Source organism: Brevundimonas halotolerans (assembly GCF_003730275.1).
Classification (GTDB): Bacteria; Pseudomonadota; Alphaproteobacteria; order Caulobacterales; family Caulobacteraceae; genus Brevundimonas; species Brevundimonas halotolerans.
In genome coordinates this window covers 20,869-45,299 of sequence record NZ_QTTA01000002.1, presented here as the reverse complement: position 1 = coordinate 45,299, position 24,431 = coordinate 20,869, and the positions used below count along the sequence as shown (strand labels likewise).

Annotated in this window: 24 protein-coding genes; 10 read left to right on the top strand and 14 right to left on the bottom strand. The window is 66.3% G+C overall.

Annotated features, from left to right (window positions below; translation table 11 throughout):
- The first annotated feature begins 39 nt into the window (after positions 1 to 39).
- From queC to EG854_RS00640, 3 genes are read left to right on the top strand one after another with little or no spacing between them, the layout of a single operon-like run.
- Complete coding sequence (gene queC, locus EG854_RS00650) at positions 40 to 756, top strand: 7-cyano-7-deazaguanine synthase QueC (protein WP_123285806.1); 717 nt, start codon at positions 40 to 42, stop codon at positions 754 to 756.
- Positions 753 to 1,385: a 7-carboxy-7-deazaguanine synthase gene (gene queE / locus EG854_RS00645; protein ID WP_123285805.1), complete on the top strand. Its 633-nt coding sequence runs from the start codon at positions 753 to 755 to the stop codon at positions 1,383 to 1,385. The genes queC and queE overlap by 4 nt, the downstream gene beginning before the upstream one ends.
- On the top strand, positions 1,382 to 1,753 hold the full coding sequence (locus tag EG854_RS00640) for a 6-pyruvoyl trahydropterin synthase family protein (RefSeq protein WP_164461744.1): 372 nt from the start codon (positions 1,382 to 1,384) through the stop codon (positions 1,751 to 1,753). The genes queE and EG854_RS00640 overlap by 4 nt, the downstream gene beginning before the upstream one ends.
- On the opposite strand, the gene EG854_RS00635 is transcribed toward EG854_RS00640, so the two are convergent.
- Both EG854_RS00635 and EG854_RS00630 read right to left on the bottom strand, forming a co-directional pair.
- A complete protein-coding gene (locus tag EG854_RS00635) occupies positions 1,750 to 2,022 on the bottom strand; it encodes a hypothetical protein (RefSeq protein WP_123285803.1) in 273 nt (90 codons plus the stop codon). The genes EG854_RS00640 and EG854_RS00635 overlap by 4 nt on opposite strands.
- Before the next feature lie 81 nt (positions 2,023 to 2,103).
- A complete protein-coding gene (locus EG854_RS00630) occupies positions 2,104 to 2,799 on the bottom strand; it encodes a pirin family protein (RefSeq protein WP_123285802.1) in 696 nt (231 codons plus the stop codon).
- Positions 2,800 to 2,996: 197 nt separating this feature from the next.
- Here EG854_RS00630 and EG854_RS00625 point away from each other — a divergent pair, with 197 nt between their 5' ends.
- Positions 2,997 to 4,316 (top strand): PAS domain S-box protein, encoded by a 1,320-nt coding sequence (locus tag EG854_RS00625; RefSeq protein ID WP_241153065.1) that lies wholly within the window; start codon positions 2,997 to 2,999, stop codon positions 4,314 to 4,316.
- 17 nt (positions 4,317 to 4,333) lie between these two features.
- Here the strand turns inward: EG854_RS00625 and aroC are convergent, their stop codons facing one another.
- Both aroC and EG854_RS00615 read right to left on the bottom strand, forming a co-directional pair.
- Positions 4,334 to 5,422: a chorismate synthase gene (gene aroC, locus EG854_RS00620; protein WP_123285800.1), complete on the bottom strand. Its 1,089-nt coding sequence runs from the start codon at positions 5,420 to 5,422 to the stop codon at positions 4,334 to 4,336.
- Between the two features lie 12 nt (positions 5,423 to 5,434).
- Complete coding sequence (locus EG854_RS00615) at positions 5,435 to 6,163, bottom strand: DnaJ C-terminal domain-containing protein (protein ID WP_123285799.1); 729 nt, start codon at positions 6,161 to 6,163, stop codon at positions 5,435 to 5,437.
- 90 nt (positions 6,164 to 6,253) lie between these two features.
- Between EG854_RS00615 and pdxH the strand changes: the two genes are divergently transcribed.
- Complete coding sequence (pdxH, locus tag EG854_RS00610; protein ID WP_123285798.1) at positions 6,254 to 6,934, top strand: pyridoxamine 5'-phosphate oxidase; 681 nt, start codon at positions 6,254 to 6,256, stop codon at positions 6,932 to 6,934.
- A gap of 3 nt (positions 6,935 to 6,937) precedes the next feature.
- On the opposite strand, the gene EG854_RS00605 is transcribed toward pdxH, so the two are convergent.
- From EG854_RS00605 to EG854_RS00595, 3 genes are all read right to left on the bottom strand, one after another.
- A complete protein-coding gene (locus EG854_RS00605) occupies positions 6,938 to 7,621 on the bottom strand; it encodes a TetR/AcrR family transcriptional regulator (RefSeq protein WP_123285797.1) in 684 nt (227 codons plus the stop codon).
- 65 nt (positions 7,622 to 7,686) lie between these two features.
- Complete coding sequence (gene udk / locus EG854_RS00600; protein ID WP_123285796.1) at positions 7,687 to 8,331, bottom strand: uridine kinase; 645 nt, start codon at positions 8,329 to 8,331, stop codon at positions 7,687 to 7,689.
- 9 nt (positions 8,332 to 8,340) lie between these two features.
- On the bottom strand, positions 8,341 to 8,931 hold the full coding sequence (locus EG854_RS00595) for an aspartate-semialdehyde dehydrogenase (protein WP_123285795.1): 591 nt from the start codon (positions 8,929 to 8,931) through the stop codon (positions 8,341 to 8,343).
- Positions 8,932 to 9,119: 188 nt separating this feature from the next.
- Between EG854_RS00595 and EG854_RS00590 the strand changes: the two genes are divergently transcribed.
- On the top strand, positions 9,120 to 10,754 hold the full coding sequence (locus EG854_RS00590; protein ID WP_123285794.1) for a long-chain-fatty-acid--CoA ligase: 1,635 nt from the start codon (positions 9,120 to 9,122) through the stop codon (positions 10,752 to 10,754).
- A 31-nt stretch (positions 10,755 to 10,785) separates the two neighbouring features.
- Positions 10,786 to 11,463, top strand: a complete 678-nt coding sequence (locus tag EG854_RS00585) for a DUF1499 domain-containing protein (protein ID WP_164461742.1) — start codon at positions 10,786 to 10,788, stop codon at positions 11,461 to 11,463.
- Here the strand turns inward: EG854_RS00585 and EG854_RS00580 are convergent.
- Positions 11,448 to 12,302 (bottom strand): MBL fold metallo-hydrolase, encoded by an 855-nt coding sequence (locus tag EG854_RS00580; RefSeq protein ID WP_241153064.1) that lies wholly within the window; start codon positions 12,300 to 12,302, stop codon positions 11,448 to 11,450. The genes EG854_RS00585 and EG854_RS00580 overlap by 16 nt on opposite strands.
- 579 nt (positions 12,303 to 12,881) lie before the next feature.
- Between EG854_RS00580 and EG854_RS00575 the strand changes: the two genes are divergently transcribed.
- Both EG854_RS00575 and EG854_RS00570 read left to right on the top strand, forming a co-directional pair.
- Complete coding sequence (locus tag EG854_RS00575) at positions 12,882 to 15,974, top strand: TonB-dependent receptor (protein ID WP_164461740.1); 3,093 nt, start codon at positions 12,882 to 12,884, stop codon at positions 15,972 to 15,974.
- A 153-nt stretch (positions 15,975 to 16,127) separates the two neighbouring features.
- Positions 16,128 to 16,700, top strand: a complete 573-nt coding sequence (locus EG854_RS00570) for a hypothetical protein (protein ID WP_241153063.1) — start codon at positions 16,128 to 16,130, stop codon at positions 16,698 to 16,700.
- Between the two features lie 3 nt (positions 16,701 to 16,703).
- On the opposite strand, the gene metH is transcribed toward EG854_RS00570, so the two are convergent.
- The 5 genes from metH to EG854_RS00545 all read right to left on the bottom strand — a co-directional run bounded on the left by metH (position 16,704) and on the right by EG854_RS00545 (position 22,881).
- On the bottom strand, positions 16,704 to 19,370 hold the full coding sequence (metH, locus tag EG854_RS00565) for a methionine synthase (protein WP_123285790.1): 2,667 nt from the start codon (positions 19,368 to 19,370) through the stop codon (positions 16,704 to 16,706).
- Positions 19,370 to 19,756 carry a DUF4259 domain-containing protein gene (locus EG854_RS00560; RefSeq protein ID WP_123285789.1) on the bottom strand — a complete coding sequence of 129 codons (387 nt, stop codon included), beginning with the start codon at positions 19,754 to 19,756 and terminating at the stop codon, positions 19,370 to 19,372. The genes metH and EG854_RS00560 overlap by 1 nt, the downstream gene beginning before the upstream one ends.
- Positions 19,756 to 20,823: a homocysteine S-methyltransferase family protein gene (locus EG854_RS00555; protein ID WP_123285788.1), complete on the bottom strand. Its 1,068-nt coding sequence runs from the start codon at positions 20,821 to 20,823 to the stop codon at positions 19,756 to 19,758. Before EG854_RS00555 ends, EG854_RS00560 begins: the two co-directional genes overlap by 1 nt.
- Before the next feature lie 160 nt (positions 20,824 to 20,983).
- Positions 20,984 to 21,919 (bottom strand): methylenetetrahydrofolate reductase [NAD(P)H], encoded by a 936-nt coding sequence (metF, locus tag EG854_RS00550; RefSeq protein WP_123285787.1) that lies wholly within the window; start codon positions 21,917 to 21,919, stop codon positions 20,984 to 20,986.
- Positions 21,919 to 22,881 carry an ArsR/SmtB family transcription factor gene (locus EG854_RS00545; protein WP_123285786.1) on the bottom strand — a complete coding sequence of 321 codons (963 nt, stop codon included), beginning with the start codon at positions 22,879 to 22,881 and terminating at the stop codon, positions 21,919 to 21,921. Before EG854_RS00545 ends, metF begins: the two co-directional genes overlap by 1 nt.
- 105 nt (positions 22,882 to 22,986) lie before the next feature.
- Here EG854_RS00545 and EG854_RS00540 point away from each other — a divergent pair, with 105 nt between their 5' ends.
- Positions 22,987 to 23,484 carry an EF-hand domain-containing protein gene (locus tag EG854_RS00540; RefSeq protein ID WP_164461738.1) on the top strand — a complete coding sequence of 166 codons (498 nt, stop codon included), beginning with the start codon at positions 22,987 to 22,989 and terminating at the stop codon, positions 23,482 to 23,484.
- On the opposite strand, the gene EG854_RS00535 is transcribed toward EG854_RS00540, so the two are convergent.
- Positions 23,481 to 24,410, bottom strand: a complete 930-nt coding sequence (locus EG854_RS00535; RefSeq protein WP_123285784.1) for a 2-hydroxyacid dehydrogenase — start codon at positions 24,408 to 24,410, stop codon at positions 23,481 to 23,483. The two genes, EG854_RS00540 and EG854_RS00535, sit on opposite strands and share 4 nt — an antisense overlap.
- Between the last annotated feature and the right edge of the window lie 21 nt (positions 24,411 to 24,431).

Below are 24,431 nucleotides of genomic sequence, written 5' to 3'. Positions count from 1 at the left end.
TCGCATGCGCGCGGCCAGACGGCCGACCGCAGATTTGTCATGAGCGCTTTCGACCCACAGCCCGCCGCTTCGGCCCTCGTCCTGTTCTCGGGCGGGCAGGACAGTGCGACCTGCCTGGCCTGGGCGATGGAGCGGTATGCGCGCGTCGAGACGGTGGGCTTCGACTATGGCCAGCGCCATGCGGTAGAAATGCAGGCCCGGCTTGCGGTGCGCGACGGCATGCGCGCCGCCCTGCCGGAAGGGGCGGACCGTCTGGGCGAGGACCATGTCGTCGACCTGACCGGCTATGGCGCCATCGCCGAGAGCGCCCTGACGGCCGACCGGGCCATGGAGATGGACGCGCGGGGCCTGCCGACCACCTTCGTCCCGGGGCGCAACCTGGTGTTCCTGAGCGTGGCGGCCGCGCTGGCCGACCGGCGTGGACTGGACGTGCTGGTCGGGGGCATGTGCGAGACGGACTTCTCGGGCTATCCCGACTGTCGCCGCGAGACGATCGACGCCATGGAACGGGCCCTGTCGCTGGGTCTGGATCAGCCGGTGCGGATCGAGACGCCGCTGATGGCCCTGACCAAGGCCGGGACCTGGGCGCTGGCGCACCGGATCGGCGGCGAGCCGCTGGTCGAGCTGATCCTTGAGGCCAGCCACACCTGTTACCGGGGCGACCGGTCGGAGCGACATGTCTGGGGCTATGGTTGTGGCACCTGTCCGGCGTGCGAGCTGCGCGCGCGCGGCCATTCCGAATGGGTGGCCGCATGACCTATTCGGTCAAGGAGACCTTTCTGACGGTGCAGGGCGAGGGCGGACAGGCGGGGCGTGTGGCCGTCTTCCTGCGCTTTGCCGGCTGTAATCTGTGGAGCGGGCGCGAGCAGGATCGCGCGACCGCGGTCTGCAGCTTCTGCGATACGGACTTTGTCGGCACCGATGGCGATGGCGGCGGCAAGTTTGCGATGGCCGGGACCCTGGCCGACCACGTCGCCGGGTTCTGGACGGGGCAGGGCGGGCGGCCGCTGGTCGTCTGCACCGGGGGCGAGCCCCTTTTGCAGCTGGACGGTGCCCTGATCGCGGCCCTGCACGCGCGCGGCTTTGAGATTGCGGTCGAGACCAATGGCACGATCGCGGCCCCCGAGGGCATCGACTGGATTTGCGTCAGCCCCAAGGCCGATGCCCCGGTGATCCAGACGACGGGCCAGGAGCTGAAACTGGTCTATCCGCAGGACACGGCCCGGCCCGAACGGTTCGAGGACCTGGCCTTTGAACGGTTCTGGCTGCAGCCGATGGATGGTCCGGACGTCCTGGCCAACACGGCGGCGGCCTTTGACTATTGCCTGACCCATCCCAAGTGGCGCCTGAGCGTCCAGACCCACAAATATATCGGCGTGCGTTGATGCCCACTTTCGAGATCACCAAACAGGCCACCTTCGACGCGGCTCACCATTTCCCGAACGAGCCGGAGGGCAGCATCTATCGCCGGGTGCATGGCCACTCCTTCACGGTCGAAGCCACGGTGCGGTCCGAGACGCTGGATGCCGAGCATGGCTGGGTCGCGGACCTCGGTGCGCTGGACCGGGCGTTGAAGGCGGCGGCGGAAGAGCTGGACCACGGCCTGCTCAATGAAAAGCCGGGGCTGGAAATGCCCAGCCTGGAGAACCTGTGCCTGTGGTTCGCCAACCGGATGAAGCCGGAGTGGCCGGGCTTGTGTCGCATCCAGGTGGCCCGGCCGACCATCAACGAGCGGTGCGTGCTGACGCTCTAGCAGTCGCGGCCCGAGGCGCGGCGCTGTTCGCAGCGGCGTTGCTCGCGCTCATAATCCCGCTGTTCCCGCTCGCGCTTCAGACGGGTTTCTTCGTCCGAGGTCGTGACGGCGTCGACACCGGCGCCCAGCACGGCCCCGGTCGCCTTGACCGTGCCGCCGACCACGGCAGCGCCCGTGCCGACGACAGCGCCCACCAGACAGCCCTGAAGCATCAGGGATGCACCGAGCACGGCCGCAAGCGAGATCAAACGCGATGTGGAACGGATCATTGGCCGGTTCTCCCCGAGGTCGGGATCAGGGTTACCGGCCAATGATGAACAAGGCCTGACGCCGGGGCTAGCGTCTTCCGGCTAGCGGCTGTCGACCATGACCAGTTCGGCGTCCTCGTGGGCGGTCACCGTGATGGTGGGCTCGTCCTTGATCCCTGCGCCGTCGCGGGCATTGAGGACTGTGCCGTTGACGTCGATGGACCCTACGGCCGGCACCAGATAGGCACGCCGGCCCTCGGCCAGGTCATAGGTCAGGCTTTCGCCGGCCTTGAGCGTCGCGCCCAGCACGCGCGCGTCGGCATTGATGTCCAGCGCGCCGTCGTCCGGATCGCCCGAGGCCAGCACCTGGAATTTGCCGGTCCGGTCCGACCTGGGGAAAGGTTTCATGCCCCAGCCGGGTTTGGCGCCGGGTTTGTCGGTCTCGATCCAGATCTGGAACAGGGTGGTGGTCTCGTCCTCGAGGTTGAACTCCGAGTGACGCACGCCGGTGCCCGCGCTCATCACCTGGACGTCGCCCGCGCCGGTGCGACCGCGATTGCCCATGGAGTCCTCATGGGTGATGGCCCCGGTCCGGACATAGGTGATGATTTCCATGTCCGCGTGGGGGTGGGGCGGAAAGCCCGATTGCGCGGCGATCTCGTCATCGTTCCAGACACGCAGCCGGCCCCAGCTCATGCGGGCCGGGTCATAATAGTTCGCGAACGAGAAGTGGTGGCGGGCCTTCAGCCAGCCGTGGTCGGCCCCGCCGAGACTGTTGAAGGGTCGGACGTCGATCATGATGCGGTCTCCCTGAGGGTGGAACGGGGGTCAGCCCGCGCCGGTTCGGCCGCTATATAGGTAACTGTGCCGGTGACGAAAAGGGGCCCCGCCTACGGCGTGTCAGGATCATTGCCACACGTTTGGCGGTTATATACGGGTACTCATCACTTTTCCCGTCGGAGCGACAGTTTCCCAGCATGCCAAACTCCGCAGGTATGACGAGTGAACGTCTTGGCCGCATCGTCGAGGGAGCCGCGAGCGAGGTCTATATATTCGGCGCAGAGGATTTCCGGTTCCGGCTTGTGAACAAGGGTGCCCGGGATAATCTGGGATACAGCATCGAAGAGCTGGCCGGTCTGACGCCGTGGGATATCAAGCCGGTCATTGGCCGCGACGCCTTCCTCGCCCTGATTGAGCCGCTTCAGGCGGGGAAAGTCGAAAGGCTGGACTTTGACACCGTTCACCGGCGGAAAGATGGAACGGATTACAATGTCGCTGTGAAGCTGCAGTTGTTCGTCGATGGTGATGATGCCGTTTACTATGCGGCGATCCAGGACACGACAGACTACCGTCGCATCGAGTCCGAACTCAGGGACACGGCCAGACGGCTCGATGGCATCCTCAGCAATACAACCATGTCCGTTTTTCTGATGGATGAGCGGCAGCACTGTGTGTTCATGAACCGGGCGGCGGAGAAGCTCACGGGATATGCTTTCCATGAAACGACCGGACGCCCGCTGCACGATGTGATCCACCACACCCGTCCGGATGGCTCGCCGTTTCCGCTCTCGGAGTGCGCCATCGACCGTGCTTTCCCCGAAAAGGCCGGAACGCAGGGCGAGGAGGTCTTTGTCCATAAGGACGGCTCCTTCTATCCGGTTGCCTTTACCGCCAGTCCGATCCGCGACGACGAGGCGAACGTCATCGGCACCGTGATCGAGGCGCGGGACATCAGCGAGGAGAAGCGCAGGGAGGAAGCGCGCAAACTTCTGATGCACGAAGTCGACCACCGGGCGCGCAATGTCCTTTCGATCGTGCAGTCGCTCACGCGTCTTACGCGCGCTGATGATCTTGAAACCTACAAACATGCGCTGGTCGGGCGCATCAGCGCCCTGGCGCGAGCCCAGGCGTCCCTGGCCAGCCGCAAATGGGAAGGCGGGCGTCTCGAGGACGTGGTCCGCGAGGAGATTGAAGCGCTCTGTCCCAAAGACAGTGTGGAGGTGAAGGGTCCTGAGGTCGAGCTTTCGCCCGAGCAGGTCCAGCCGATCAGCATGCTGCTTCACGAATTGGCGACCAATGCCAATAAGTACGGGGCCTGTAGCAGTGGCGTGGGCCGTGTCTCGGTCACCTGGACGCTGGACGCGCGTCAGGTGACGCTGGTGTGGCGCGAGTCCGGCGGCCCGCCTGTCACCGCGCCCACGCGCGAGGGCTTCGGCTCATCGCTCAAAGCCAGTGTCGTGCGCCAGCTGAACGGCACCTTCAGTCGCAAATGGGAGCCGACCGGGCTGGTTGTGGAGGTCGCGTTTCCGCTCTGACGCGCGAAATGCCGAGCCTAGCCACCCATCTGCCCCCGGTGCCGCATCATGGCGTCGGCCAGGACGCAGGCGGCCATGGCCTCGACCACAGGCACGGCGCGCAGGGCGACGCAGGGGTCGTGGCGGCCCTTGGTGCGCAGTTCGGTCTCGGTGCCGTCGCGGGTGATGGTGCGGCGCGGCGTCAGGATCGAGGAGGTCGGCTTGAACGCCACTCGCGCCGTAATCGGCTGGCCGGTCGAGATGCCGCCCAGAATGCCGCCCGCCTTGTTCGACATGAAGACCGGCAGTCCGTCAGGGCTCAGTCGCATCTCGTCGGCATTGTCCTCGCCCGATAGTTCGGCCGAGGCGAACCCGGCGCCGATCTCGACCCCCTTGGCGGCATTGATCGACATCAGGGCCGCGGCCAGTTCGGCATCCAGCTTGGCATAGAGCGGCGCGCCCCAGCCGACCGGCACGCCCGTGACCTCGAGCGCCACCACGGCCCCGATCGAGGATCCGGCCTTGCGGATGCCGTCCAGATAGTCGGACCACGGCTGGACGACCTCGGTGGAGGCCGCGAACAGCGGATTGTCCTGCACTGCGTCGAAGTCGAGCGCGTCATCGGGAATGCGGTGCGGCCCGATCTGGACCACTCCCGCGCGGATGGCGATGTCCGAGCCAAGGATCAGGCGGGCGACAGCGCCCGCCGCCACGCGCAGGGCGGTCTCGCGCGCGCTGGAGCGGCCCCCGCCGCGATGGTCGCGCACGCCGTATTTGGCCTGATAGACATAGTCTGCGTGGCCGGGGCGATAGGCGCGGGCGATCTCGCCATAGTCCTTTGAGCGCGCATCCTCATTGTCGATCATCAGGCTGATCGGGGTGCCGGTGGTGACCGGGCCATCTCCGTCATCAAAAGTGCCGGACAGGATGCGGACCGTGTCGCTCTCGCGCCGCTGGGTGACGAAGCGGCTGCCTCCGGGCTTCCTCTGGTCCAGCCACGGCTGGATGTCGGCCTCGGTCAGCGGGATCCGCGACGGGCAGCCGTCGATGACACAGCCGATGGCCGGCCCGTGGCTTTCGCCCCAGGTGGTCACGCGAAACAGATGGCCGAAGCTGTTGTGGGACATGGCCCTCTGGCCTTAGGCCGCGAGACGCGGTGTCGTCCAGACCCGGGCGAAGCGGTCGAGCAGATGTTCGGCGGCAGAGGGGGCTTCCTCGGCGGGCATCAGGGTGATGAACAAATGCCCCTGACCGTGACGACCCCGGGCGGGCAGACCCAGTCCCTTGAGGCGCAGACGCACCGGCGGCTCAAGCCCAGCGACGACCCAGGCATTGCGTGGTCCGGCGTGGGTCATCACCTCGACGCGGCCGCCGTCCTGAAGCACCCGGGGGGAAACCTCCGCCTGCATGAACAGGTCGTCGCCGAGCACCGACAGGCCATGGGCTGCCCGGATGCGGACGGCCAGAAACAGATCGCTGTCGTCGCGGCCAGCGCCCTTCAGCCGCACATGCTCGCCCGCCCTGAGGCCCGCAGGCAGGGTCAAGCGAAAGGTGCGTCCCCGGTGGCGGGTCGTAACCGGCCCGCCGTTCAGTGCCAGCATCGGATCGATGGACAAGGTCGGCAGAGGAGCGCTGCGGCGCATCGGCGGCGCCAGGGCCGGGAGGGCCGGCCCTTCGGCCTGAATGACGTGCCAGGCGGCAATGACCTCGCGGAACCGCTCGGCGTCCCCCGCGGGATGGTCGGGACGCGCCGCCTTGACCGCCCGCAGGAAGGCCTGACGCGTCGTCTCGTGATCGACCAGGCCGGGCAGGCCCAGCACCGCCAGCGCCTGGCGATAGGTCAAAAGGGAGGTGTCGGGGCCGCTCATTGCGACCAAAAGCCACGAACAGGGTCAATGCCGGGTTAATCGTGACGCTGGCTCTCGCGAACTGGCGCGGGCGGCGCTAGAGAGTGGCGCATGAGCACGCCCGTTATCCCGCCCAGCCCGTCGCGTGAGGAATATGCCCGCGATTATGCCGCAGCACTTGCCGCCAACAGCGATGAGGCGGACTTTGCCTGTGACGAGCCGTTAGCCCTGCTGGAACGGTGGCTGGCCGATGCCGGGGCGCATGAGATCAACGACTCAAACGCCATGGCGCTGGCGACCGTCGATGCCGACGGGCTGCCCGACTGCCGGATGGTGCTGCTGAAAGATGTCAGCGCCGAAGGCCTGACCTTCTATTCTAACCGGGAAAGCGACAAGGGTCAGCAATTGGAGGGTCAGCCGCAGGCGGCCCTGCTGTTCCACTGGAAGTCGCTGCGGCGTCAGGTGCGCCTCAGGGGAACTGTCGAGCCGGTCAGCGCGGCAGAAGCCGATGCCTATTTCGCCAGCCGCGCCCGCGAAAGCCGGATCGGGGCCTGGGCCTCGGCCCAGTCCCGGCCTCTGGCGGACCGTACCGAACTGGAGGCCGCCGTGGCACGTGAGACCGCGCGCTTCGAGGGTCAGGACGTGCCGCGCCCCGAGGGCTGGACCGGCTGGCGGCTGGTGCCGGTACAGGTCGAGTTCTGGCGGGATCGCCCCTTCCGCCTGCATGATCGGCTGCGGCTTCACCGGGATGACGCAGACTCGCCCTGGCAGACGCAGCGGCTCTATCCCTGAGGATCAGCCACCGATGTCGGGCGCTGCCGGGTCCAGATTGGGTCCGCCGTACCGGGCGAGGAAGGTCTCTACGGCATCTGCGGCGATGCGGGCGTGCGAACGCGTGACCTGGACGGAGTCACCGGTGACCAGGGGGACGAAGAAGACCGGGTGCTCGACCATTCCCATCAACTGGCCGGCGGCCCACGACGGTTTGTCGCAAACCAGCTCCCCGCGTGCGTCGAGCGCCACGATGGCCTCGAGCAGGGACGCTCCGATCTGGGCCTTGCCGCGCTCGAAGAAATGGCTGGCCATGGCCTGGAAGCGCGGACGCTCGGCCATGACCAGCCGGAAGACGGACCGGACCAGCGGATCACTCATGAAGGCGGCATAGGCTTCAGCAAACCGGATCAACTGGCAGCGCGCGGGACCGTCGACAGCTCGGACATGGCTGATCTGGCGAGCGAATTCGTTTGAGGCGTCCTCAATGACGGCGTGGAACAGCTCGGCCTTTGAGGGAAAGAAGGTATAGAGGGTGGCGGTCGAAACCCCGGCCTCGCGGGCGATCGGCTCGACTCGCGTCGCGGCGAACCCCTGGGCCATGAACTGGCGTCGGGCCTCGGCCAGCACATTGCGGCGCCGGGGGTCCTCACTGTCAACTTGGAAGAAGGTGGCCGGCTCAGGCCGGGCGGGTTGGGGCAGACTCATGAGCACGAAGGGTGGCGTGGATAACGCCGTCTCGCAAGATTAAACTCGACCGACGTTACCCGACCTCACCCCAGCCACCGCTCCAGCAGCGGATGGGTCAGCACCGGGGCCACCAGCCGGTCCACCGACTGCGGGTCGGTCAGCACGACGGCGGCAGTCGCATCGGCCACGATGAAGTCGGCATGTACCTTGGCCGGTTCCGTCAACCGCTCGTGCCCCGGGCGGACCGTCAGCAGATACTGGTCAATGACCGACTGCGCCGTGCGACCACGCTCGACCTGGTCGCGCAACAATCGCCGGATGAAGCGGATGTCCGACGGCGTGTCCACGAATACCCGGATGTCGAACAGCTGGACCAGCGCCGGGGTGCACAGCAGGTGGGTGCCCTCGATCACGATCACATCGGCGGCGGGCACGGGCTCGCCCCCCGGTTCACGCCCGTGGGTGACAAAGGAATAGACCGGCGCCTCGACCGGCTGCCCCGCCTTCAGCGCGCTGAGGTGGCGATGCAGCAGATCATGGTCTCGGGCGGACACGTCGTCGAAATCAAAGGTCGCCGCGTCAAAGTCGGGCAAGGAGGCGGCGTCCCGATAATAGGAATCCTCGCGCACCAGGGCTGCGACCCCCTCCGGCAGGTGCCGGATCAGGGCCTCGGCCAGGGTGCTCTTGCCCGAGCCCGAGCCGCCGGTGATGGCGATCAGAATGGCCATGGATCGGCTCTAGCGGAAGAAGCAGGTCAGGCCGGCGTACAGGGTTTCGACCATGGCATCCGGCCCCTCGGATGACAGCATGCCGCCCAGATCGCCACTCGAGAACTCGGTGCCGAGCGTCGAGTCCGGGATCATTTCCACGACCCGTGCGGACTGAAGGTCGGTCCGGCTGGAGCCCACACCGACGCCATCTGCAGTGGTCAGACTGGCCTCGTCGAGGAACCAGCCGGCGAATTTGTCGTCCTGAAAGGCCAGCTGCAGGCCGTTCGGATATTCGGCGAACTGCGTCGGGCCGGCTCCGCACTCACTGTTGGTGGTCACCTGGGGCGTTTCGGTGCCCAGCAGGGTCGAGACGGCGTTCAGGACCATGTCCTGCGACATGCCGAAGGGCAGGGCCCGGGCCGAGCCTTGCGCGGTGAAGGCCCGCAGGCCCTCGCCCTCGAGCGCCAGTCCACCCTGCGCGGCCTCGGCGGCGTCCTGCCCGGAAGGCGTGGCTTCCGGTTCCGTCGCCGGGGCAGGCGAGGGCGCCCCGGTCATGCTGTCACAGGCGCCAAGGGCCAGCAGGGCAGCGAGGGTAAGGGCGGTGCGGGCGAGGGTCATGGAAGGGTCCTGTCGGCCAGATCGGGGAAGGTTTGTGCCCAAACTAGCCGAAAGCGACGCGTCCGGGGCACAGAAAGTCGCTCCCCCTGACGTTGCGTCACGTTGCCTATCCCTCACGCCGCCGATAGCTTGCCGGCAAGTGCCGCGGGCAACGTCGGCCAGACCCATGAATTTCGGAGAGGAAACCGATGCTCGGATTGATGCAGGACTGGCCGCTGACGGTCGACAAGATCCTCGATCACGCGAAGAACTGGCATCCCCAGCGCGAGGTCGTGACCCGCTCGGTCGAAGGGCCGATCGTGCGCTCCACCTATGGTGAAATCCACGGTCGGGCCAAACGCGTCTCTAACGTCCTGAAAAGCTGGGACGTCAAGGTCGGCGACCGGGTCGCCACCCTGGCCTGGAATACCGGCCGTCACATCGAGGCTTGGTATGGCATCATGGGCATCGGCGCGGTCTGCCACACCCTCAATCCGCGCCTGTTTCCGGAACAGCTGATCTACATCATCAATCACGCCGAAGACCGGATCATCTTCGTCGACCTGACCTTTGTACCGCTGCTGGAAGCCATCCTGCCCCACTGTCCGACCGTCGAGCGGGTGGTTGTCATGACCGACCAGTGGAACATGCCGGCGACCAAGCTGCCCCGGGCCGAATGCTACGAGCAACTGCTCGAGGAATCCTCCGAGGATGTTGAATGGGGCGGCTTTGAAGAACAGACGGCCTGCGGGCTCTGCTACACCTCGGGCACGACAGGGAACCCGAAGGGGGTGCTGTATTCGCACCGGTCGAATTTCCTGCACACCCTGGTCACCCTGCAGGCCACCATTATGGGCGCCACGCCGGACGAGGTGATCCTGCCGGTGGTGCCCATGTTCCACGCCAACGCCTGGGGCATCGCCTTCTCGGGCCCTGCGGCCGGCTCGAAGCTGGTCATGCCCGGCGCCCAGATGGACGGTGCGTCGATCTACGAACTGCTCGAGTCCGAAAAGGTCACATTCTCGGCCGCCGTGCCGACCGTGTGGCAGGGGCTGCTGGCCTATATGCGCGAGAATTCGCTGAAGCTGTCGACGGTCAAGAAGGTCCTGATCGGCGGCTCGGCCGTACCGGAAAGCCTGATCCGCGCCTTCAACGACGAGTTCGGCGTCGAGGTCTTCCAGGGCTGGGGCATGACCGAGACCTCGCCGGTCGGCACCCTGTCGCGGCTGACGCCAGAGCTTTCTGCCCTGCCGTACGATGAGCAGATGAAGTGGCGCATCAAACAGGGCATGCCGCCGCTGGGCGTCGAACTGAAGCTCAAGAACTACGCCGGTCAGGAAATGCCGCACGACGGCAAGACCTATGGGCGCCTGATGGTCCGCGGCCCGACCATTGCCGGGGGCTATTTCAAGGACGAGGGCGGCAAAATTCTCGACAACGAGGGCTTTTTCGACACCGGCGACGTCTCGACCATCGACAGCTACGGCTTCATGCAGATCACCGACCGGGCCAAGGATGTGATCAAGTCGGGTGGCGAGTGGATCAGTTCGATCGACATCGAGAACATCTCGGTCGGCCATCCCAAGGTCGAACTGGCGGCCGTGATCGGCGCGGCCCATCCCAAGTGGGACGAACGTCCGGTGCTGGTGATCAAGCTCAAGCCCGGCGAGACCGAGAACAAGCAGGAGCATCTGGATTTCCTGCAGGGCAAGATCGCCAAATGGTGGATGCCCGACGATGTGGTGTTCGTCGACGACATCCCGCTGGGCGCCACCGGCAAGATCGACAAGAAGCTCGTGCGCGAGCGAATGAAGGACTACGTCCTGCCGACGGCGCAGGGCTGATCCGATGGCGCGGCGGGGCCCAGGCGGCTGGGTGACGCTGGCCTTGGTCGCCGGCGTGCTGTCGGCGCCCCTGGTCGTGTTCATCGGCGTCTTCGGCCTGCGCTTCGGCTGGTGGGGCCTTGATGTCGCGCTCGACCTGCTGGGCGTCACGGTCGCACCGTGGCTGCTGGGTCTGGGCGCGATCTGCGCCCTGCTGCTGTTGTGGCGGGCGCGGCGCACCGGCGTAATGGGCTGGATTGTCGGGCTGGTTGCCTTAGCCATGGTTGGCGGAGGCGTATGGCTCTACGACCGGCATGCTGTCGGGTACTCGATGACCCAGCCCTCGCCGCGCAGCGTCTCTACGAATGCAGATGATCCGCCCGGCTTTTCGGCCCGGCTGACGGCTGCGAGGGCCGCCTCTGAAGCAGTGCCGGAGCAGACCCTGCGCAGCACGTCATGTCCCGGGGTCGTCTCCATCCCCTCCCAAGTCCGCGCCGAGGATGCGACCGCGGCCTTGCAGCGCGCAGGCTTTACACCCCTGCCATCCTCCCTGTTCCAAGTTGAGGGCACCCACGAAGGGCTCTGGTTCCTGCGCAGGCATGACGTCACCATCCGCATTCGCCCCGGCCAGACGGATGTGCGGGTCGCCCCCCGCGATCAACGGCCCCAGGGCGGCGAGACCTGCCGCCTCCTCGCCCGGATCGTGGCGGAACTTCAACCGCGTAGCTGATAGACGGTGGTGGCCGACGGCACCCCGTTCGCCTCTACGTCCCCCCGTCGCTCCAGCCGGATCAGATGCGCCAGCAGGGACTGGGCCGCCGCCGGCCACAGGCGCTGGTCCACGGCCGCATAGAGGGCGGGCACCATCGCCAACGCAGACGATGGCCCCTTCGCCAATGCTTCCAGCACCTGGTCGTCCCGGCCCAGCCGATGGGCCTTCAGCGCCTTCAGGAAGGGCAGGGGGGCGGTCACCGGCCCGCCGTGTGTGGGCCACAGCGTGTCGAACCCGGCCGCCATCACCCGGTCCAGACTGTCCAGATAGGCGTCCATGTCGCCCTCGGGCGGCGAGACCACACTGGTCGACCAGCCCATCACATGATCTCCGCTGAACAGGGCATTCTCCTCGCGCAGGGCAAAGGCCAGATGCTCGGGCGCGTGGCCGGGCGTGGCCAGAACGTCCAGCGTCCAGCCGTCGCCGGTGATCCGGTCGCCGTCGGTCAGATCCTGATCCGCCGACAGGGCGGGGTGGGCCAGAACCGGTGCCCCGACCGCCTCGGCGAAGGGGCGGGCCAGCGGCAGGTGATCGGCATGGCCATGGGTGACCAGCACATGGGTGACGGTCTGACCCTCTACGGCCTGCAGCAGGGCGGACAGATGGGCGTCGTCCGCCGGGCCCGGATCGATGACGGCCACCGCGTCGGCGTCGCCGACCAGAAACGTGCCTGTCCCCGCAAAGGTGAAGGGGCCGGGATTGTTGGCCAGCACCCGCCGGATGCGCGGCGTCAGGCGCTCGACCTGTCCGTACAGGGGCGTGAAGTCACGGACGAAGGGAATGGGCGCGGCGGTCACGCGGGCTGGCCCCGGAGCTGGCCCGGAGATTGCGTTAAGGTCTCGTAAACCCTCTGTGGAGTGCGCGTCATGGCCCGAACCCTGGCTCTGGATGTTTCAAATCGGCTCTTGCCGGTGATGTTGGCCGTCATCTGTATCATGGCGAGCCAGCTGGTGGTGGCGTCATGCACACCCGAGCCCGTGCCCTACGCCAGCCGCGTGGCGATCAGCCGTTAACGCGGTAGCAGCAAGGCGACTCAGGTCGCCACGGCAGACCATCCCTTGTCTGGAATAGCCCACGAAAGCCGATGCACAGGGTCCGAACTGCGGTTTCGCGCATGAGGCGTGACACCGGTGTCTTCGCCATTGATGACACGAGGGCATTCTAAAATCATGCGAAATATCAGCAATTTAAAAACACTGTGGCCTGATTGCGACAATGTGGCGACGATTGGGTTACCGACCTGTAATTGTCGTGCGCGACCGAAGATGCGGGTCTACGGTGGCAAACAGTCTGTGTGCATTGGGGCGCACGGATAATGGTTGTCGGGACGCGGGGGACCTACGGGAACTTCGTCTCGGCCACAGGAGGACCACAGTTTGAAAACCCAGACCATTCGCCAACGCTTGCTGCACTCGACCATGATCGGCGGTACCGCCCTCATGGCGCTTGTGGCGGCCCCGGCCGTCGGCCTGCTGGCTCCCAGCACCGCCATGGCCCAGGACCTGGTGCAGGGCGCCGTTTCCGGCACCGTTGAAACGCAGTCGCAGACGCCGGTCGCCGGCGCCACCGTGACGCTGCAATCGGTGTCGCAAGGCTTCACCCGCACCTACACGACCGACGCTTCCGGTTCGTTCCGCGCCATCGCCCTGCCGCAAGGCCGCTACACGGCGACCATCACGGCGCCGGGCTTCTCCTCGCTGTCCGACGTCATTTCGGTCGGCTCGGGCGGCACCACCTCGGTGGTCTTCACCGTCGGTAGCGCCTCGGGTGCCTCGACCGTCGATGACATCGTCGTCGTCGGCGTTCGGACCGCCGTGTCCGACTTCGACGCCACCACCACCGGCCTGACCGTCAACGTTGAAGAGCTGTCGCGCAATGTGCCGATCGCCCGCGATGCCGGCGCTGTGGCCCTGCTGGCTCCGGGCGTGACGGCCTCGGATAACGCCTTCGGCGGCATCCCGACCATCGGCGGCGCTTCGGCCGGTGAAAACACCTACTTCATCAACGGCCTGAACATCACGAAATTCCGTGACTTCACGGGTTCCTCGACCGTTCCGTTCGAATTCTACCAGACGCTGGAAACCAAGACCGGCGGCTATTCGTCGGAATTCGGTCGCGGCACCGGCGGCGTGCTGAACGGCACGACCAAGTCGGGCGGAAACGAGTGGGAATTCGGCATCACCGCCTACTGGGAACCCGATGCGCTGCGTTCGGACTCGCCGGACACCTATCTGGCCCAGAACCGCTTCGATGAAGTCGAAACCTCCGACATCATCTTCGACTTCGGCGGCCCGATCATCCGCGACCGCCTGTTCATCTTCGGTCTGGTGAATTTCCGCGACCGTGAATTCGTCAATATCGGAGCCCCGACCACCGATCCGGACTTCGGTGCGGGCGCCAACGGCACCCGGGTGACGTCGAACGATCCGTTCTACGGCGCCAAGATCGACTATCTGATCAATGACGATCACCGCGTTGAGTTCACCTACTTCTCGGATGAGCAGACCCAGGAAACCAGCAACATCTTCGTCGATGCCAATGGCGACTATGTGGGTCAGTTCACGCCCTCGACCTTCGAGTTTGGCGGATCGAACTGGGTTGCCCGTTATACCGGCATCTGGACCGACTGGCTGACGACCTCGCTCGCCTACGGCGTCAACGAGTACAACGAGTACAACTCCTCGCCGGGCGACGCCGGGGCCCTGATCACCGATCAGAACCCGGGCTTCCCGCGTCGCGGTATCTGGGGTGTGGGCCAGCCTTCGGTCAACGAGGACGAGCGCACCATCCTGCGCGCTGATGTCGACATCTATGCCGACTTCTATGGTGCTCACCACTTCCGCTTCGGTATCGACCAGGAGAAGCTGGAGTCCTACCAGGCGCTCGACTATTCGGGTTCCGGCTACAACTACTGCCGCCCGGGCGGCATCACTCCGACCATCGCCTGTACCGGTCAGGTGACGGGTGGTATCTGGTATCGCTATGAGCGTCTCGTCGGTGGCCAGCCCACCCGCGTGCGTATCCGCGCCTATGACAACGACGGTGGCTGGAAGTCGACGCAGAACGCCTACTACCTGCAGGACTCCTGGCAGGTGACCGATCAGCTGACCCTGAACCTGGGCGTGCGTAACGAGGGCTTCGAGAACGAAAACCTCGCCGGCGTGGCCTTCATCGACCTGCAGGATCAGTGGGCTCCGCGTCTGGGCTTCACCTATGACGTCACGGGCGACCGTACGTCCAAGCTGTTCGGCTTCTATGGCCGCTACTTCCTCCCGGTGGCCGTGAACACCAACCAGCGTCTGGCTGGCGCCGAGTTCTTTATCCAGGATCGCTGGATGCTGGACCTGAGCGGTGGCCCGAACGACACCAACGCCGACGGTATCCACGACACCACGGATGAGCCGATCCTCGGCACCTTCGTCAGTGGCGCCAACTTCGGTGACGGAACGCTCAAGGCCACCAACACCTCGGTCGATGCTGAAATCGATCCGATGTACGTTGACGAGTTCATCCTCGGCTACGAACAGCAGATGTGGGACGGCTGGACCCTGGGCGTCAAAGGCACCTATCGTGAACTGGGCACGGCCATCGACGACGTCGCCATCGACGCCGCCGTTCTGGACTATTGCGACAACGTCGCGACGGACCTGACCTACACCCAGTGCTATTCGGTGTGGTACGGCTTCCACCAGTACGTCCTGACCAACCCGGGTGAGGACATGGTCATCACCCTGTCGGGTGCCGACCTGTCGCGCGCCACCGGCGGGGCGATCACGGCCGACCGCCAAATCACCCTGACGGCCGACCAGCTGAACTATCCGGAGCCCGAGCGGACCTACAAGGCCGTGGAAGTCTCGATGGAGAAATCCTTCGACGGCATCTGGGGCGCCCGGTTCAGCTACGTCTGGTCGGAAAGCGAAGGCAACTACGAAGGGGCCCTGAAGTCCGACAACGGCCAGGTCGACCCCGGCCTGTCGCAGGACTTCGACCAGCCCGGCCTGACCGACAACTCCTACGGCTTCCTGCCGAACCACCGCGCGCACAGCTTCAAGGCGTTCGGTAACTGGCAGGTGACGCCGGCGCTGAACATCGGGGCCAACCTGATCATTCAGTCGCCGCGCAAGTTCGGCTGTCAGGGGGTTCACCCGACCGACTTCTTCGCCTCGCTTTACGGCCCGGCGTCGTGGTTCTGTCAGGGCGTGGCCACGCCGCGCGGCTCGGTCTTCGAAAGCGACTGGACCAAGAACCTGGACCTGACGTTCGCGTACAACCTGTCGGAAGTCTTCACCATTCCCGGTGACTCCCTGGTTCTGCGTGCCGATGTGTTCAACGTCTTCGGCTTCGAAGCCGAGACCGACTACAACGAATTCGGTGATCTGGACGCCTCGACGCCCGACCCGAACTTCGGTCGCCCGACGGCCTATCAGGCCCCGCGCGGCGTGCGTCTGAGCATGGCCTACCGCTTCTAAACGGTAAGCCAGATACAAGACTGGGGCGGCGGACCTTCGGGTTCGCCGCCCTTTTCTTTGCGCGTAGCCGGGAACCGCCGTCAAAATGCCCGGTTGAACCGTGACGCTGGCCCACGCATTCAGGGGCTGCCTCCCTCAGACTTCAGGATTTCGATGACTGTTCGTACGCTTCTTCTCGGAACCGCCATGGCGATCGGCCTGGCGGGCACGGCCGCGGCCCAGGACGCGGTCATCCGCACGGGCGGCACTGACGCCGTCTTCGCCTCCCAGAACACCGAGCGCATGTGGGAGGCGGTGGCCTATTCCAACCCGCTGCCGCCGGGCGCGCCGACCGCCGACTATCCGCTGGTGGCCTGGTGCGAGGCCATGGTCAGCGGCCATGTGGCGCTGGGCGAAAGCCTGAACACCGACGACGAATTGGATCTGGAGTTGATCGAGCTGGGCCGCGCCGAAGAGCGCAAATTCAGCCGCGCACTCGAGGTCGCCGGCCCGCGGCAGAGCCCAGAGACGCTTGAAATTGCCGAGACCGCCGCCTCGGGTGTCCGTGCCCGCTGGTCCCGCATGATGGAGCAGGATCTGACTGCCCGGGATGAGACCTTCGGCCTGTTCTTCGGCCTGCCCGGCAGGTGTGAGCACGCCGCCCGCCGCATCCGCGAGAACATCACCACGCCGCCCGCCACCCTGGCGGACGTCGGGTTGGAACCACCGGCCGCTGCGACCGAGTAGGGCTCAAGCCGCGTCGCTGCGCGCTCTGCGCTCCGGCTGGTAGTTGAGGATCGGGGCCAGCCAGCGTTCGGCCATGGCCACATCCCAACCCTTGCGTCGGGCATAGTCCTCGACCTGATCGCGGTCGATCTTGCCGACCCCGAAATAGTGGCTGCCCGGGTGCCCGAAATAGAGGCCGGAGACCGAGGCCGGCGGCGTCATGGCATAGCTTTCCGTCAGCGCCATGCCCGCATTCTGCTCAGCATTCAGTATACGGAACAAAGTCGCCTTTTCGGTGTGATCCGGCTGGGCGGGATAGCCGGGGGCGGGGCGAATGCCCTGATATTGCTCGGCGATCAGGGCGTCGACGTCCAGGGCCTCATCGGCCGCATAGCCCCACAGCTCGGTTCGCACCTTGCGATGCAGGGCCTCGGCAAAGGCTTCGGCCAGCCGGTCGGCCAGCGCGGTGGCCAGAATGGCGGAATAGTCGTCGCCGGCGTCCCTGAACCGTTTGGCGATCTCCAGCTCGCCATGGCCCGCCGTCACGGCAAAGGCGCCGATATAGTCCTGGCCGGTCTCGGCGACGAAGTCGGACAGGGCCAGATTGGGCTTGCCGTTCGACTTCTTGATCTGCTGGCGCAGGGTGTGGAACCGGGCCAGTTCGTCGCTTCGGCCTTCGTCGGTGAAGACCACGATGTCGTCGCCCTCGGCCCGGGCCGGCCAGAAGCCGACCACGCCCCTTGCCGTGAACCAGCGCTCGTCGATGATCCGCTTCAGCATCGCCTTGGCGTCGGCGAACAGGTCGCGCGCGGCCTCGCCGACGAACTCGTCCTCAAGGATCAGCGGATAGCGCCCGATCAGCTCCCAGCTGGCGAAGAAGGGCGTCCAGTCGATATGGTCGGCCAGATCGGACAGGTCCCAGGCGTCGAACGTCCGTATACCGATGAATGACGGTGCGCCGGGCAAGGGGGCATCCGCCTCGGCCCGCCAGCGATTGGCCCTGGCGTCGGTGATCGAGGTGCGCGCCTTGGTGTCCTGGCTGCGGGCATATTGCTCGCGGATGCGGACGTATTCGTCGCGGGTCAGCGCCTCGTTCCTCGCCCGTTCGTCCTTCGACAACAGGCCCAAGACCACGCCGACGGCACGACTGGCGTCGATGACATAGGTGGTCGACCCGCGGTGATAGGCCGGCTCGATCTTGACCGCCGTATGGGTCCGGCTGGTCGTCGCCCCGCCGATCAGCAGCGGAATGTCGAACCCGCGCCGCTCCATTTCCGAGGCCACGAACACCATCTCGTCCAGCGACGGCGTGATCAGGCCCGACAGGCCGACGATATCGACCTTGTGCTCGACGGCGGCGTCGAGGATCCGGTCGGCCGGGACCATGACGCCCAGGTCGATGACCTCATAGTTGTTACACTGGAGCACGACGCCGACGATGTTCTTGCCGATATCGTGGACGTCGCCCTTGACCGTGGCCATCAGGATGCGGCCCGCCTGCTCGCGCGGCTTGCCGGCCTTCTCCGCCTCCATGTAGGGCTCCAGCCAGGCCACGGCCTGCTTCATCACCCGCGCCGACTTTACCACCTGCGGCAGGAACATCTTGCCCGAGCCGAACAGGTCGCCGACCACATTCATCCCGTCCATCAGCGGGCCTTCGATGACGTGCAGCGGCCGGTCGAACGACAGGCGCGCCTCCTCGGTGTCGGCGTCGATATAGTCGGTGATGCCGTTGACCAGGGCGTGTTCGATCCGCTTGCCGACCGGCTGGTCGCGCCATTTCAGATCGACGACCCGCGCCGCGCCCTTGTCGCCCTTGTAGTTCGGGGCGAGGTCGACCAGCCGCTCGGTGTTGGACACATTGGTCCGCTGCGGCCGGTTCAGGATCACGTCCTCGACCGCCTCGCGCAGCACAGGGTCGAGCGTGTCATAGACCGGCAGGTCGCCCGCGTTGACGATGCCCATGTCCATGCCCGCCTGGATGGCGTGGTACAAGAAGACCGAATGGATCGCCCGGCGCACCGGCTCATTGCCGCGGAAGCTGAAGCTGACGTTTGAGACCCCGCCGGAGACGCGCGCATATGGGAGCGTGGCTTTGATAACTCGCGCAGCCTCGATGAAGTCGACGGCATAGTTGTCGTGTTCCTCGATCCCCGTCGCCACGGCGAAGATGTTGGGATCGAAGATGATGTCCTCGGGCGGGAAACCGACCTCGTTGACCAGGATGTTGTAGGCGCGGGTGCAGATCTCGATCTTGCGCGCGGCGGTGTCGGCCTGGCCGACCTCGTCGAAGGCCATGACCACCACGGCGGCGCCGTAGCGCAGGCATTTGACCGCCTGTTCGCGGAACTCGGCCTCGCCCGCCTTCATCGAGATCGAGTTCACGATGGGCTTGCCCTGGACGCATTTCAGCCCCGCCTCGATCACCTCCCACTTGGAGCTGTCGATCATCACCGGCACGCGGGCGATGTCGGGCTCGGCCGCGATCAGGTTGAGGAAGGTCCGCATGGCGGCGGCGCCGTCCAGCAGGCCCTCGTCCATATTGACGTCGATGATGGCCGCGCCCGCCTCGACCTGCTGACGGGCCACATCCAGTGCCGCCGCATAGTCACCCGCGACGATCAGCTTCCGGAATTTGGCCGAGCCGGTGACATTGGTCCGCTCGCCGACATTGATGAAGGTGGGACGCATCAGAGAGCCTGTAAACCCTTGCTGGTCTCTGCTCGCCACTCGTCGAGTTCCGGGCTTTCGGCCCAGAGTTCCTGCAACTCCGACCGCCTCATCACCCTGTTGAGCGTCAACCTTGCGAGCTGTGCCGAAAACGGAGGGGGCGGCGGTAATAGATCACGCAGGATCGCCACCTCTGGAGAGAGGTCTACGACATCCGGTCTCCGCTTGGCGGCGACGAGCGTCGCGGCGGCAACGCCTCTCTGGCTGTCGGGCGCTTCCAGATAGCCGAATTTCAGGATTACCTTCGCCATCGCCCTGGTCGCGACGGTCCAGCCCCCTTCCTCGATTTCGTATCCAAGGTCGACCGCGTCGTCGTTCTCGAAAGCAGCGAGTCCCCAGGTACCCATCACGCCACCAGCTCAAAGGGTTCCAGCCCCGCCAGCCGCATGGCCACCGCCCGTTCCGGAATCTCGCGCGTCGGCAGCTTCGCCACCGCCTCGGCGGTGTGGCGGATATGGTCGGGGGTCGTGCCGCAGCAGCCGCCGACGATGTTGACCAGCCCCGACCGGGCCCATTCCTCGAGGAAGTGGGCGGTCTCGTGCGGCTGCTCGTCATACTGGCCCATGGCGTTGGGCAGGCCGGCATTGGGATAGGCGGCGACCAGGGTGTCGGCCACGCGCGACAGCTCGGCGATGAAGGGCCGCATCAAATCGGCCCCGAGCGCGCAGTTGAAACCGACGGCGAAGGGTCTGGCGTGGCGCACGCTGTTCCAGAAGGCCTCGGCCGTCTGCCCCGACAGGGTCCGGCCCGAGCGGTCGGTGATGGTGCCGCTGATCCAGATCGGCAGGGCCTCCATGCCCTCGTCCTCGAGGTCCTTGATGGCCTTGATCGCCGCCTTGCAGTTCAGCGTGTCGGTGATGGTCTCGATCAGATACAGGTCGACCCCGCCCTCGTTCAGCGCCTTCACCTGATGGCGATAGGCGTCATAGACCTGGTCGAAGGTCACCAGACGCGCGCCGGGATCGTTCACGTCCGACGACATCGACAGCATCTTGTTCAGCGGCCCGATGGAGCCTGCGGCAAAGCGCGGCTTCGACGGCTGCTTCTCCGTCCAGCGGTCGGCGGCCGCGCGGGCCAGTTTCGCGCCTTCGAGATTGATGTCCCACACCGCCTGTTCGTCGAGGTGATAGTCGTCCTGGGCGATGACGGTGGCCGAGAAGGTGTTGGTCTCCGAGATGTCGGCGCCAGCGGCGAAATACTGGTCGTGCAGGCCGGCGATGACGTCGGGGCGCGTCAGGCACAGGATGTCGTTATTGCCCTTCATCTGGCCGACGTGATCGATGAACCGCTCGCCGCGGAAATCCGCTTCCGACAACTCGCTACGCTGGATCATCACGCCCCAGGCGCCGTCGAGGACGAGGATGCGTTCTTTTGCAGCCCGGTGCAGGGCCGCAATGCGGTCGGCGCGGGTCATTGATGATCCTCCCCTGTGAGCGAAGCCAAACGGGGGAGGGGGACCGCGAGGCGGTGGAGGGGGCGAGTTCCGGACGCCGCGCTCGAGGTCGCCCCCTCCACCACGCTGCGCGTGGTCCCCCTCCCCCGCGAAGGGGCGGGTGAGGATCCATAAGGACGGCTCACGATACGGCCTCGCGCACGCCCAGCACCCGGCAGATGGCATAGACCAGATCGGCGCGGTTCAGGGTGTAGAAGTGGAAGTCAGCAAAGCCTTCTTCCTGCAGGCGGGCGCACATTTCGGCGGCGACCGAGGCGGCCAGCAGGCGGCGCGTTTCGGGGTCGTCGTCCAGCCCGTCGAAATGAGCGGCCAGCCAGTCGGGCACCGAGGCGCCACAGGCCGCGCTCATCCGCTTCAGCCCGTTGAAGTTCGACACCGGCATGATGCCCGGCGTCAGGGGCAGGGTGATGCCCGCCGCCCGCACCCGGTCCCGGAACCGCAGAAAGGCGTCGATGTCGAAGAAGAACTGGCTGACGGCCCGCGTCGCCCCCGCGTCGATTTTGGCCTTCAGCACATCGATATCATGGTCGATGGACGGGCTCTCCGGATGCTTTTCCGGATAGACGCCGACCGAGATTTCCATGTCGCCGTGCCGGGCGATGGCGGCGGTCAGTTCTGTGGCATTGGCATAGCCATCGGCGCGCGGCTGATAGACCCCGCCGATGCCGTTCCCGCCGGGCGGATCGCCGCGCAGCGCCACGATATGACGAACCCCGGCGGCCTTGTACTCGGCGACTACGCTATCGACCTCATCGCGCGAGGCCTCGACGCAGGTCAGATGGGCGGCAGGGGCCAGGCCCGTCTCGGCCAGAATCCGCTGCACCGTCCGGTGGGTCCGCTCGCGCGTCGATCCGCCCGCGCCATAGGTGACCGAGACAAAGCCGGGGTTCAGCGGCTCCAGCCGGCGGATCGCCTTCCAGAGGGTGGCCTCGGCCTCATCCGACTTGGGCGGGAAGAATTCGAACGAGACATTGACCGCATTGCGGTTCGAGCCCGCCCGCGCCACCGGCCCCAGCGGCGACAGCAGTAGGGCCCGGGCTTCAGCCAGCGACGTCATCAGGCGACGCTCCGCTTGGCATCGGCCGGGCGCACGGCGGTCCAGATCAGCACGGTCAGACCATCCTTGTCAGGGGGCAGGGCGATGGGCGCGCTGGCCCGCAAACCGGCATCCGCCAGCCAGCCGTTGATCTCGGCATCGGTAAAGCCCAGCCGCCGATGCTGATGCTCTTCGCGCAGTTCCTCGAGGTCGTGGCGGGCAAAGTCGATGATCAACAGCTTGCCGCCCGGCATGACCAGCCGCGCCGCCTCATTGATCGCCGTGGCCGGGTCCGCCAGATAGTGCAGAACCTGATGTACCAGCACCAGATCGGCGCTCTGCGAGGGCAGGCGGGTGGCAAAGATGTCGCCGTGGCGCAGCTCGACCTTGCCGACGCCCGCCTGGGCCACCTTGGCGCGGGCGATGTTCAGCATGTTCTGCGACAGGTCCAGACCCACGGCCATGCGCGCCCGTCCGCCCAGAAGGGTCAGCATCCGCCCCGACCCGGTACCCAGATCGACCAGACGCTCGAACGGGCCTGGCCCGGCCGCGCGCTCGATCGCGGCCTCAACCGCCGACTCGCACACATACAGCGACCGGATCCGGTCCCACTGCGGCGCGACCTGCTCGAAATAGGCCTCGGCGGCGGCCTCGCGGTCGCGGCGGACCTCGTCAAGACGCCGGTGATCCTGCTCGCTGGAGCGGTCGTCCAGCAGGTCCAGCACCGTATCGACCAGCCGCCGCGCCGTGGGGTCAGATGACAGGCGGTAATAGACCCGCGCCCCGTCCGGGAAGCGCTCGATCAGGCCGGCCTCGGTCATCAGCTTCAGATGGCGCGACACGCGCGGCTGGCTCTGGTCCAGAATGTGCGACAGCTCCATCACCGACAGCTCATCCCCGGCCAGCAACGCCAGCACGCGCAGCCGCGTGGGCTCGCCCGCCCCGCGCAGGGCTTCTATGGTCTGATCAGCGGTCCAATTCATTCAATCATATAAAGATATCCTTATACGATTATGCAAGCAAAATCGGGCGACGGAACGGGCGGACTGGTGCGTGGGTATGCAGAGGGCGCAACAAGGAGACGTGGCATGACGAAGATGGCGATGATGACGGCAGCCAGCCTGATGACGGTTCTGGCCGCCTGCGGCCCGGCACCGGAGCGAGAAGCGGACACTGCGCCTGAGGCAAGCAGTGCGCCGGCCCCCGCGCCAACAGAACAGGCCGCCGACGAGGCCACGGCTCAGCCGACCGCTTCCGTTGCGCCGGCGTCGCCCAAGCCCGCCGAGCCTCCCCGACGCCGTCGCGGCCCGGAAGGGGGCGAGCAGACCTTGCGCGGTCTGGAACAGCGCATGCTGGCCGGCTTTGATCGGCTGGATATCGACGGCGACGGTCAGCTGACCCCCGACGAACTGGCCGCCGGGGACGGCCCGGGCGGGGCGCGCATGCTGCGTCGGGCAGATACGGACGGCAACGGCACCCTGACCCGCGAAGAGGTTCGCCGGGCCGCCGGCACCCTGTTCGAGATGATGGACGTCGACGGCGACGGCGTGGTCACCGAGGCCGAACGCCCGCTGCGGGGTCGCTAGTCCGGGACTGGGGTGACCAGCGGCTGGCCCGCGAACAGCGCCGCCAGATTCTGCATCAGTAGCGTCAGCATGCCCTGCACTGACTCGGTCGTGGCGCCGCCCGTGTGCGGGGTCAGTACTGTGTTCGGCACATCGGCCCAGCGCGACGGATCGGTCGGTTCGTCCTCATAGACATCCAGCGCGGCCGCCCCCAGCGTCCCGGCCTTCAGCGCCTGGATCAGGGCGTCTTCGTCGACCAGACTGCCGCGCGCCACATTGACCAGCAGGCCGGATGACCCCAGCGCCGCCATCACCTCGGCGTTGATCAGGCCGCGATTGTCGTCATCGGCCTTGCAGGCCACCACCAGTATGTCCGAGCTGCGCGCCAGCTCCAGCAGGGTCCCGGTCCTAGGCCATTGCACGTCCTTGGGCCGGGGGCCCCACCACTGAACGGACATCCGCAGTGCCTCGGCCCGCACGGACACCGCCTGACCGATCAGGCCCATGCCGACGATCCCGACCCGCGCCCCCTTCAGCGAGGGGGTGATCAGGCGCGCCTCGGGCGTCCAGCCGCCGCTGCGCAGGGTCCGGTCCCCCTCGACCAGCCGCCGTCGCGAGGCCAGGATCAGGCCGATTGCATGGTCCGCCACATCCTCGTGGTTGACCGCCGGCGCATGGGTGACCGGCAGGCCGCGCGCCCGACACCAGCCCACATCGATGCCGTCATAACCCGAGGTGAAACAGGCGATCAGCCGCAGCGAAGGCAGCCGCTCGATCAGCGCCGTATCCAGCGGAAACTCGCCCGCCACCACCAGCGCCTGGATGTCCCGCTCGGCCTCGACCGGCGGATGCTCCCAGAACCGGTAGACGTCATAGGTCGACTCCAGAAAGCCGGTCAGCGGCGCCAGATGCCGCTGCATGATCAGGACTGCGGGGCGTTGGGTCATGGGGCGATCCTTTCCCGTTGG

What these genes read in the sequence shown, in the direction of transcription:
- queC (WP_123285806.1), top strand. Translation starts at nt 40, where the DNA reads ATGAGCGCTTTCGACCCACAGCCCGCCGCTTCGGCCCTCGTCCTGTTC.
- queE (WP_123285805.1), top strand. Translation starts at nt 753, where the DNA reads ATGACCTATTCGGTCAAGGAGACCTTTCTGACGGTGCAGGGCGAGGGC.
- EG854_RS00635 (WP_123285803.1), bottom strand. Translation starts at nt 2,022, where the DNA reads ATGATCCGTTCCACATCGCGTTTGATCTCGCTTGCGGCCGTGCTCGGT.
- EG854_RS00630 (WP_123285802.1), bottom strand. Translation starts at nt 2,799, where the DNA reads ATGATCGACGTCCGACCCTTCAACAGTCTCGGCGGGGCCGACCACGGC.
- EG854_RS00625 (WP_241153065.1), top strand. Translation starts at nt 2,997, where the DNA reads ATGACGAGTGAACGTCTTGGCCGCATCGTCGAGGGAGCCGCGAGCGAG.
- aroC (WP_123285800.1), bottom strand. Translation starts at nt 5,422, where the DNA reads ATGTCCCACAACAGCTTCGGCCATCTGTTTCGCGTGACCACCTGGGGC.
- EG854_RS00615 (WP_123285799.1), bottom strand. Translation starts at nt 6,163, where the DNA reads ATGAGCGGCCCCGACACCTCCCTTTTGACCTATCGCCAGGCGCTGGCG.
- pdxH (WP_123285798.1), top strand. Translation starts at nt 6,254, where the DNA reads ATGAGCACGCCCGTTATCCCGCCCAGCCCGTCGCGTGAGGAATATGCC.
- EG854_RS00605 (WP_123285797.1), bottom strand. Translation starts at nt 7,621, where the DNA reads ATGAGTCTGCCCCAACCCGCCCGGCCTGAGCCGGCCACCTTCTTCCAA.
- udk (WP_123285796.1), bottom strand. Translation starts at nt 8,331, where the DNA reads ATGGCCATTCTGATCGCCATCACCGGCGGCTCGGGCTCGGGCAAGAGC.
- EG854_RS00595 (WP_123285795.1), bottom strand. Translation starts at nt 8,931, where the DNA reads ATGACCCTCGCCCGCACCGCCCTTACCCTCGCTGCCCTGCTGGCCCTT.
- EG854_RS00590 (WP_123285794.1), top strand. Translation starts at nt 9,120, where the DNA reads ATGCTCGGATTGATGCAGGACTGGCCGCTGACGGTCGACAAGATCCTC.
- EG854_RS00570 (WP_241153063.1), top strand. Translation starts at nt 16,128, where the DNA reads ATGACTGTTCGTACGCTTCTTCTCGGAACCGCCATGGCGATCGGCCTG.
- metH (WP_123285790.1), bottom strand. Translation starts at nt 19,370, where the DNA reads ATGCGTCCCACCTTCATCAATGTCGGCGAGCGGACCAATGTCACCGGC.
- EG854_RS00560 (WP_123285789.1), bottom strand. Translation starts at nt 19,756, where the DNA reads ATGGGTACCTGGGGACTCGCTGCTTTCGAGAACGACGACGCGGTCGAC.
- EG854_RS00555 (WP_123285788.1), bottom strand. Translation starts at nt 20,823, where the DNA reads ATGACCCGCGCCGACCGCATTGCGGCCCTGCACCGGGCTGCAAAAGAA.
- metF (WP_123285787.1), bottom strand. Translation starts at nt 21,919, where the DNA reads ATGACGTCGCTGGCTGAAGCCCGGGCCCTACTGCTGTCGCCGCTGGGG.
- EG854_RS00545 (WP_123285786.1), bottom strand. Translation starts at nt 22,881, where the DNA reads ATGAATTGGACCGCTGATCAGACCATAGAAGCCCTGCGCGGGGCGGGC.
- EG854_RS00540 (WP_164461738.1), top strand. Translation starts at nt 22,987, where the DNA reads ATGACGAAGATGGCGATGATGACGGCAGCCAGCCTGATGACGGTTCTG.
- EG854_RS00535 (WP_123285784.1), bottom strand. Translation starts at nt 24,410, where the DNA reads ATGACCCAACGCCCCGCAGTCCTGATCATGCAGCGGCATCTGGCGCCG.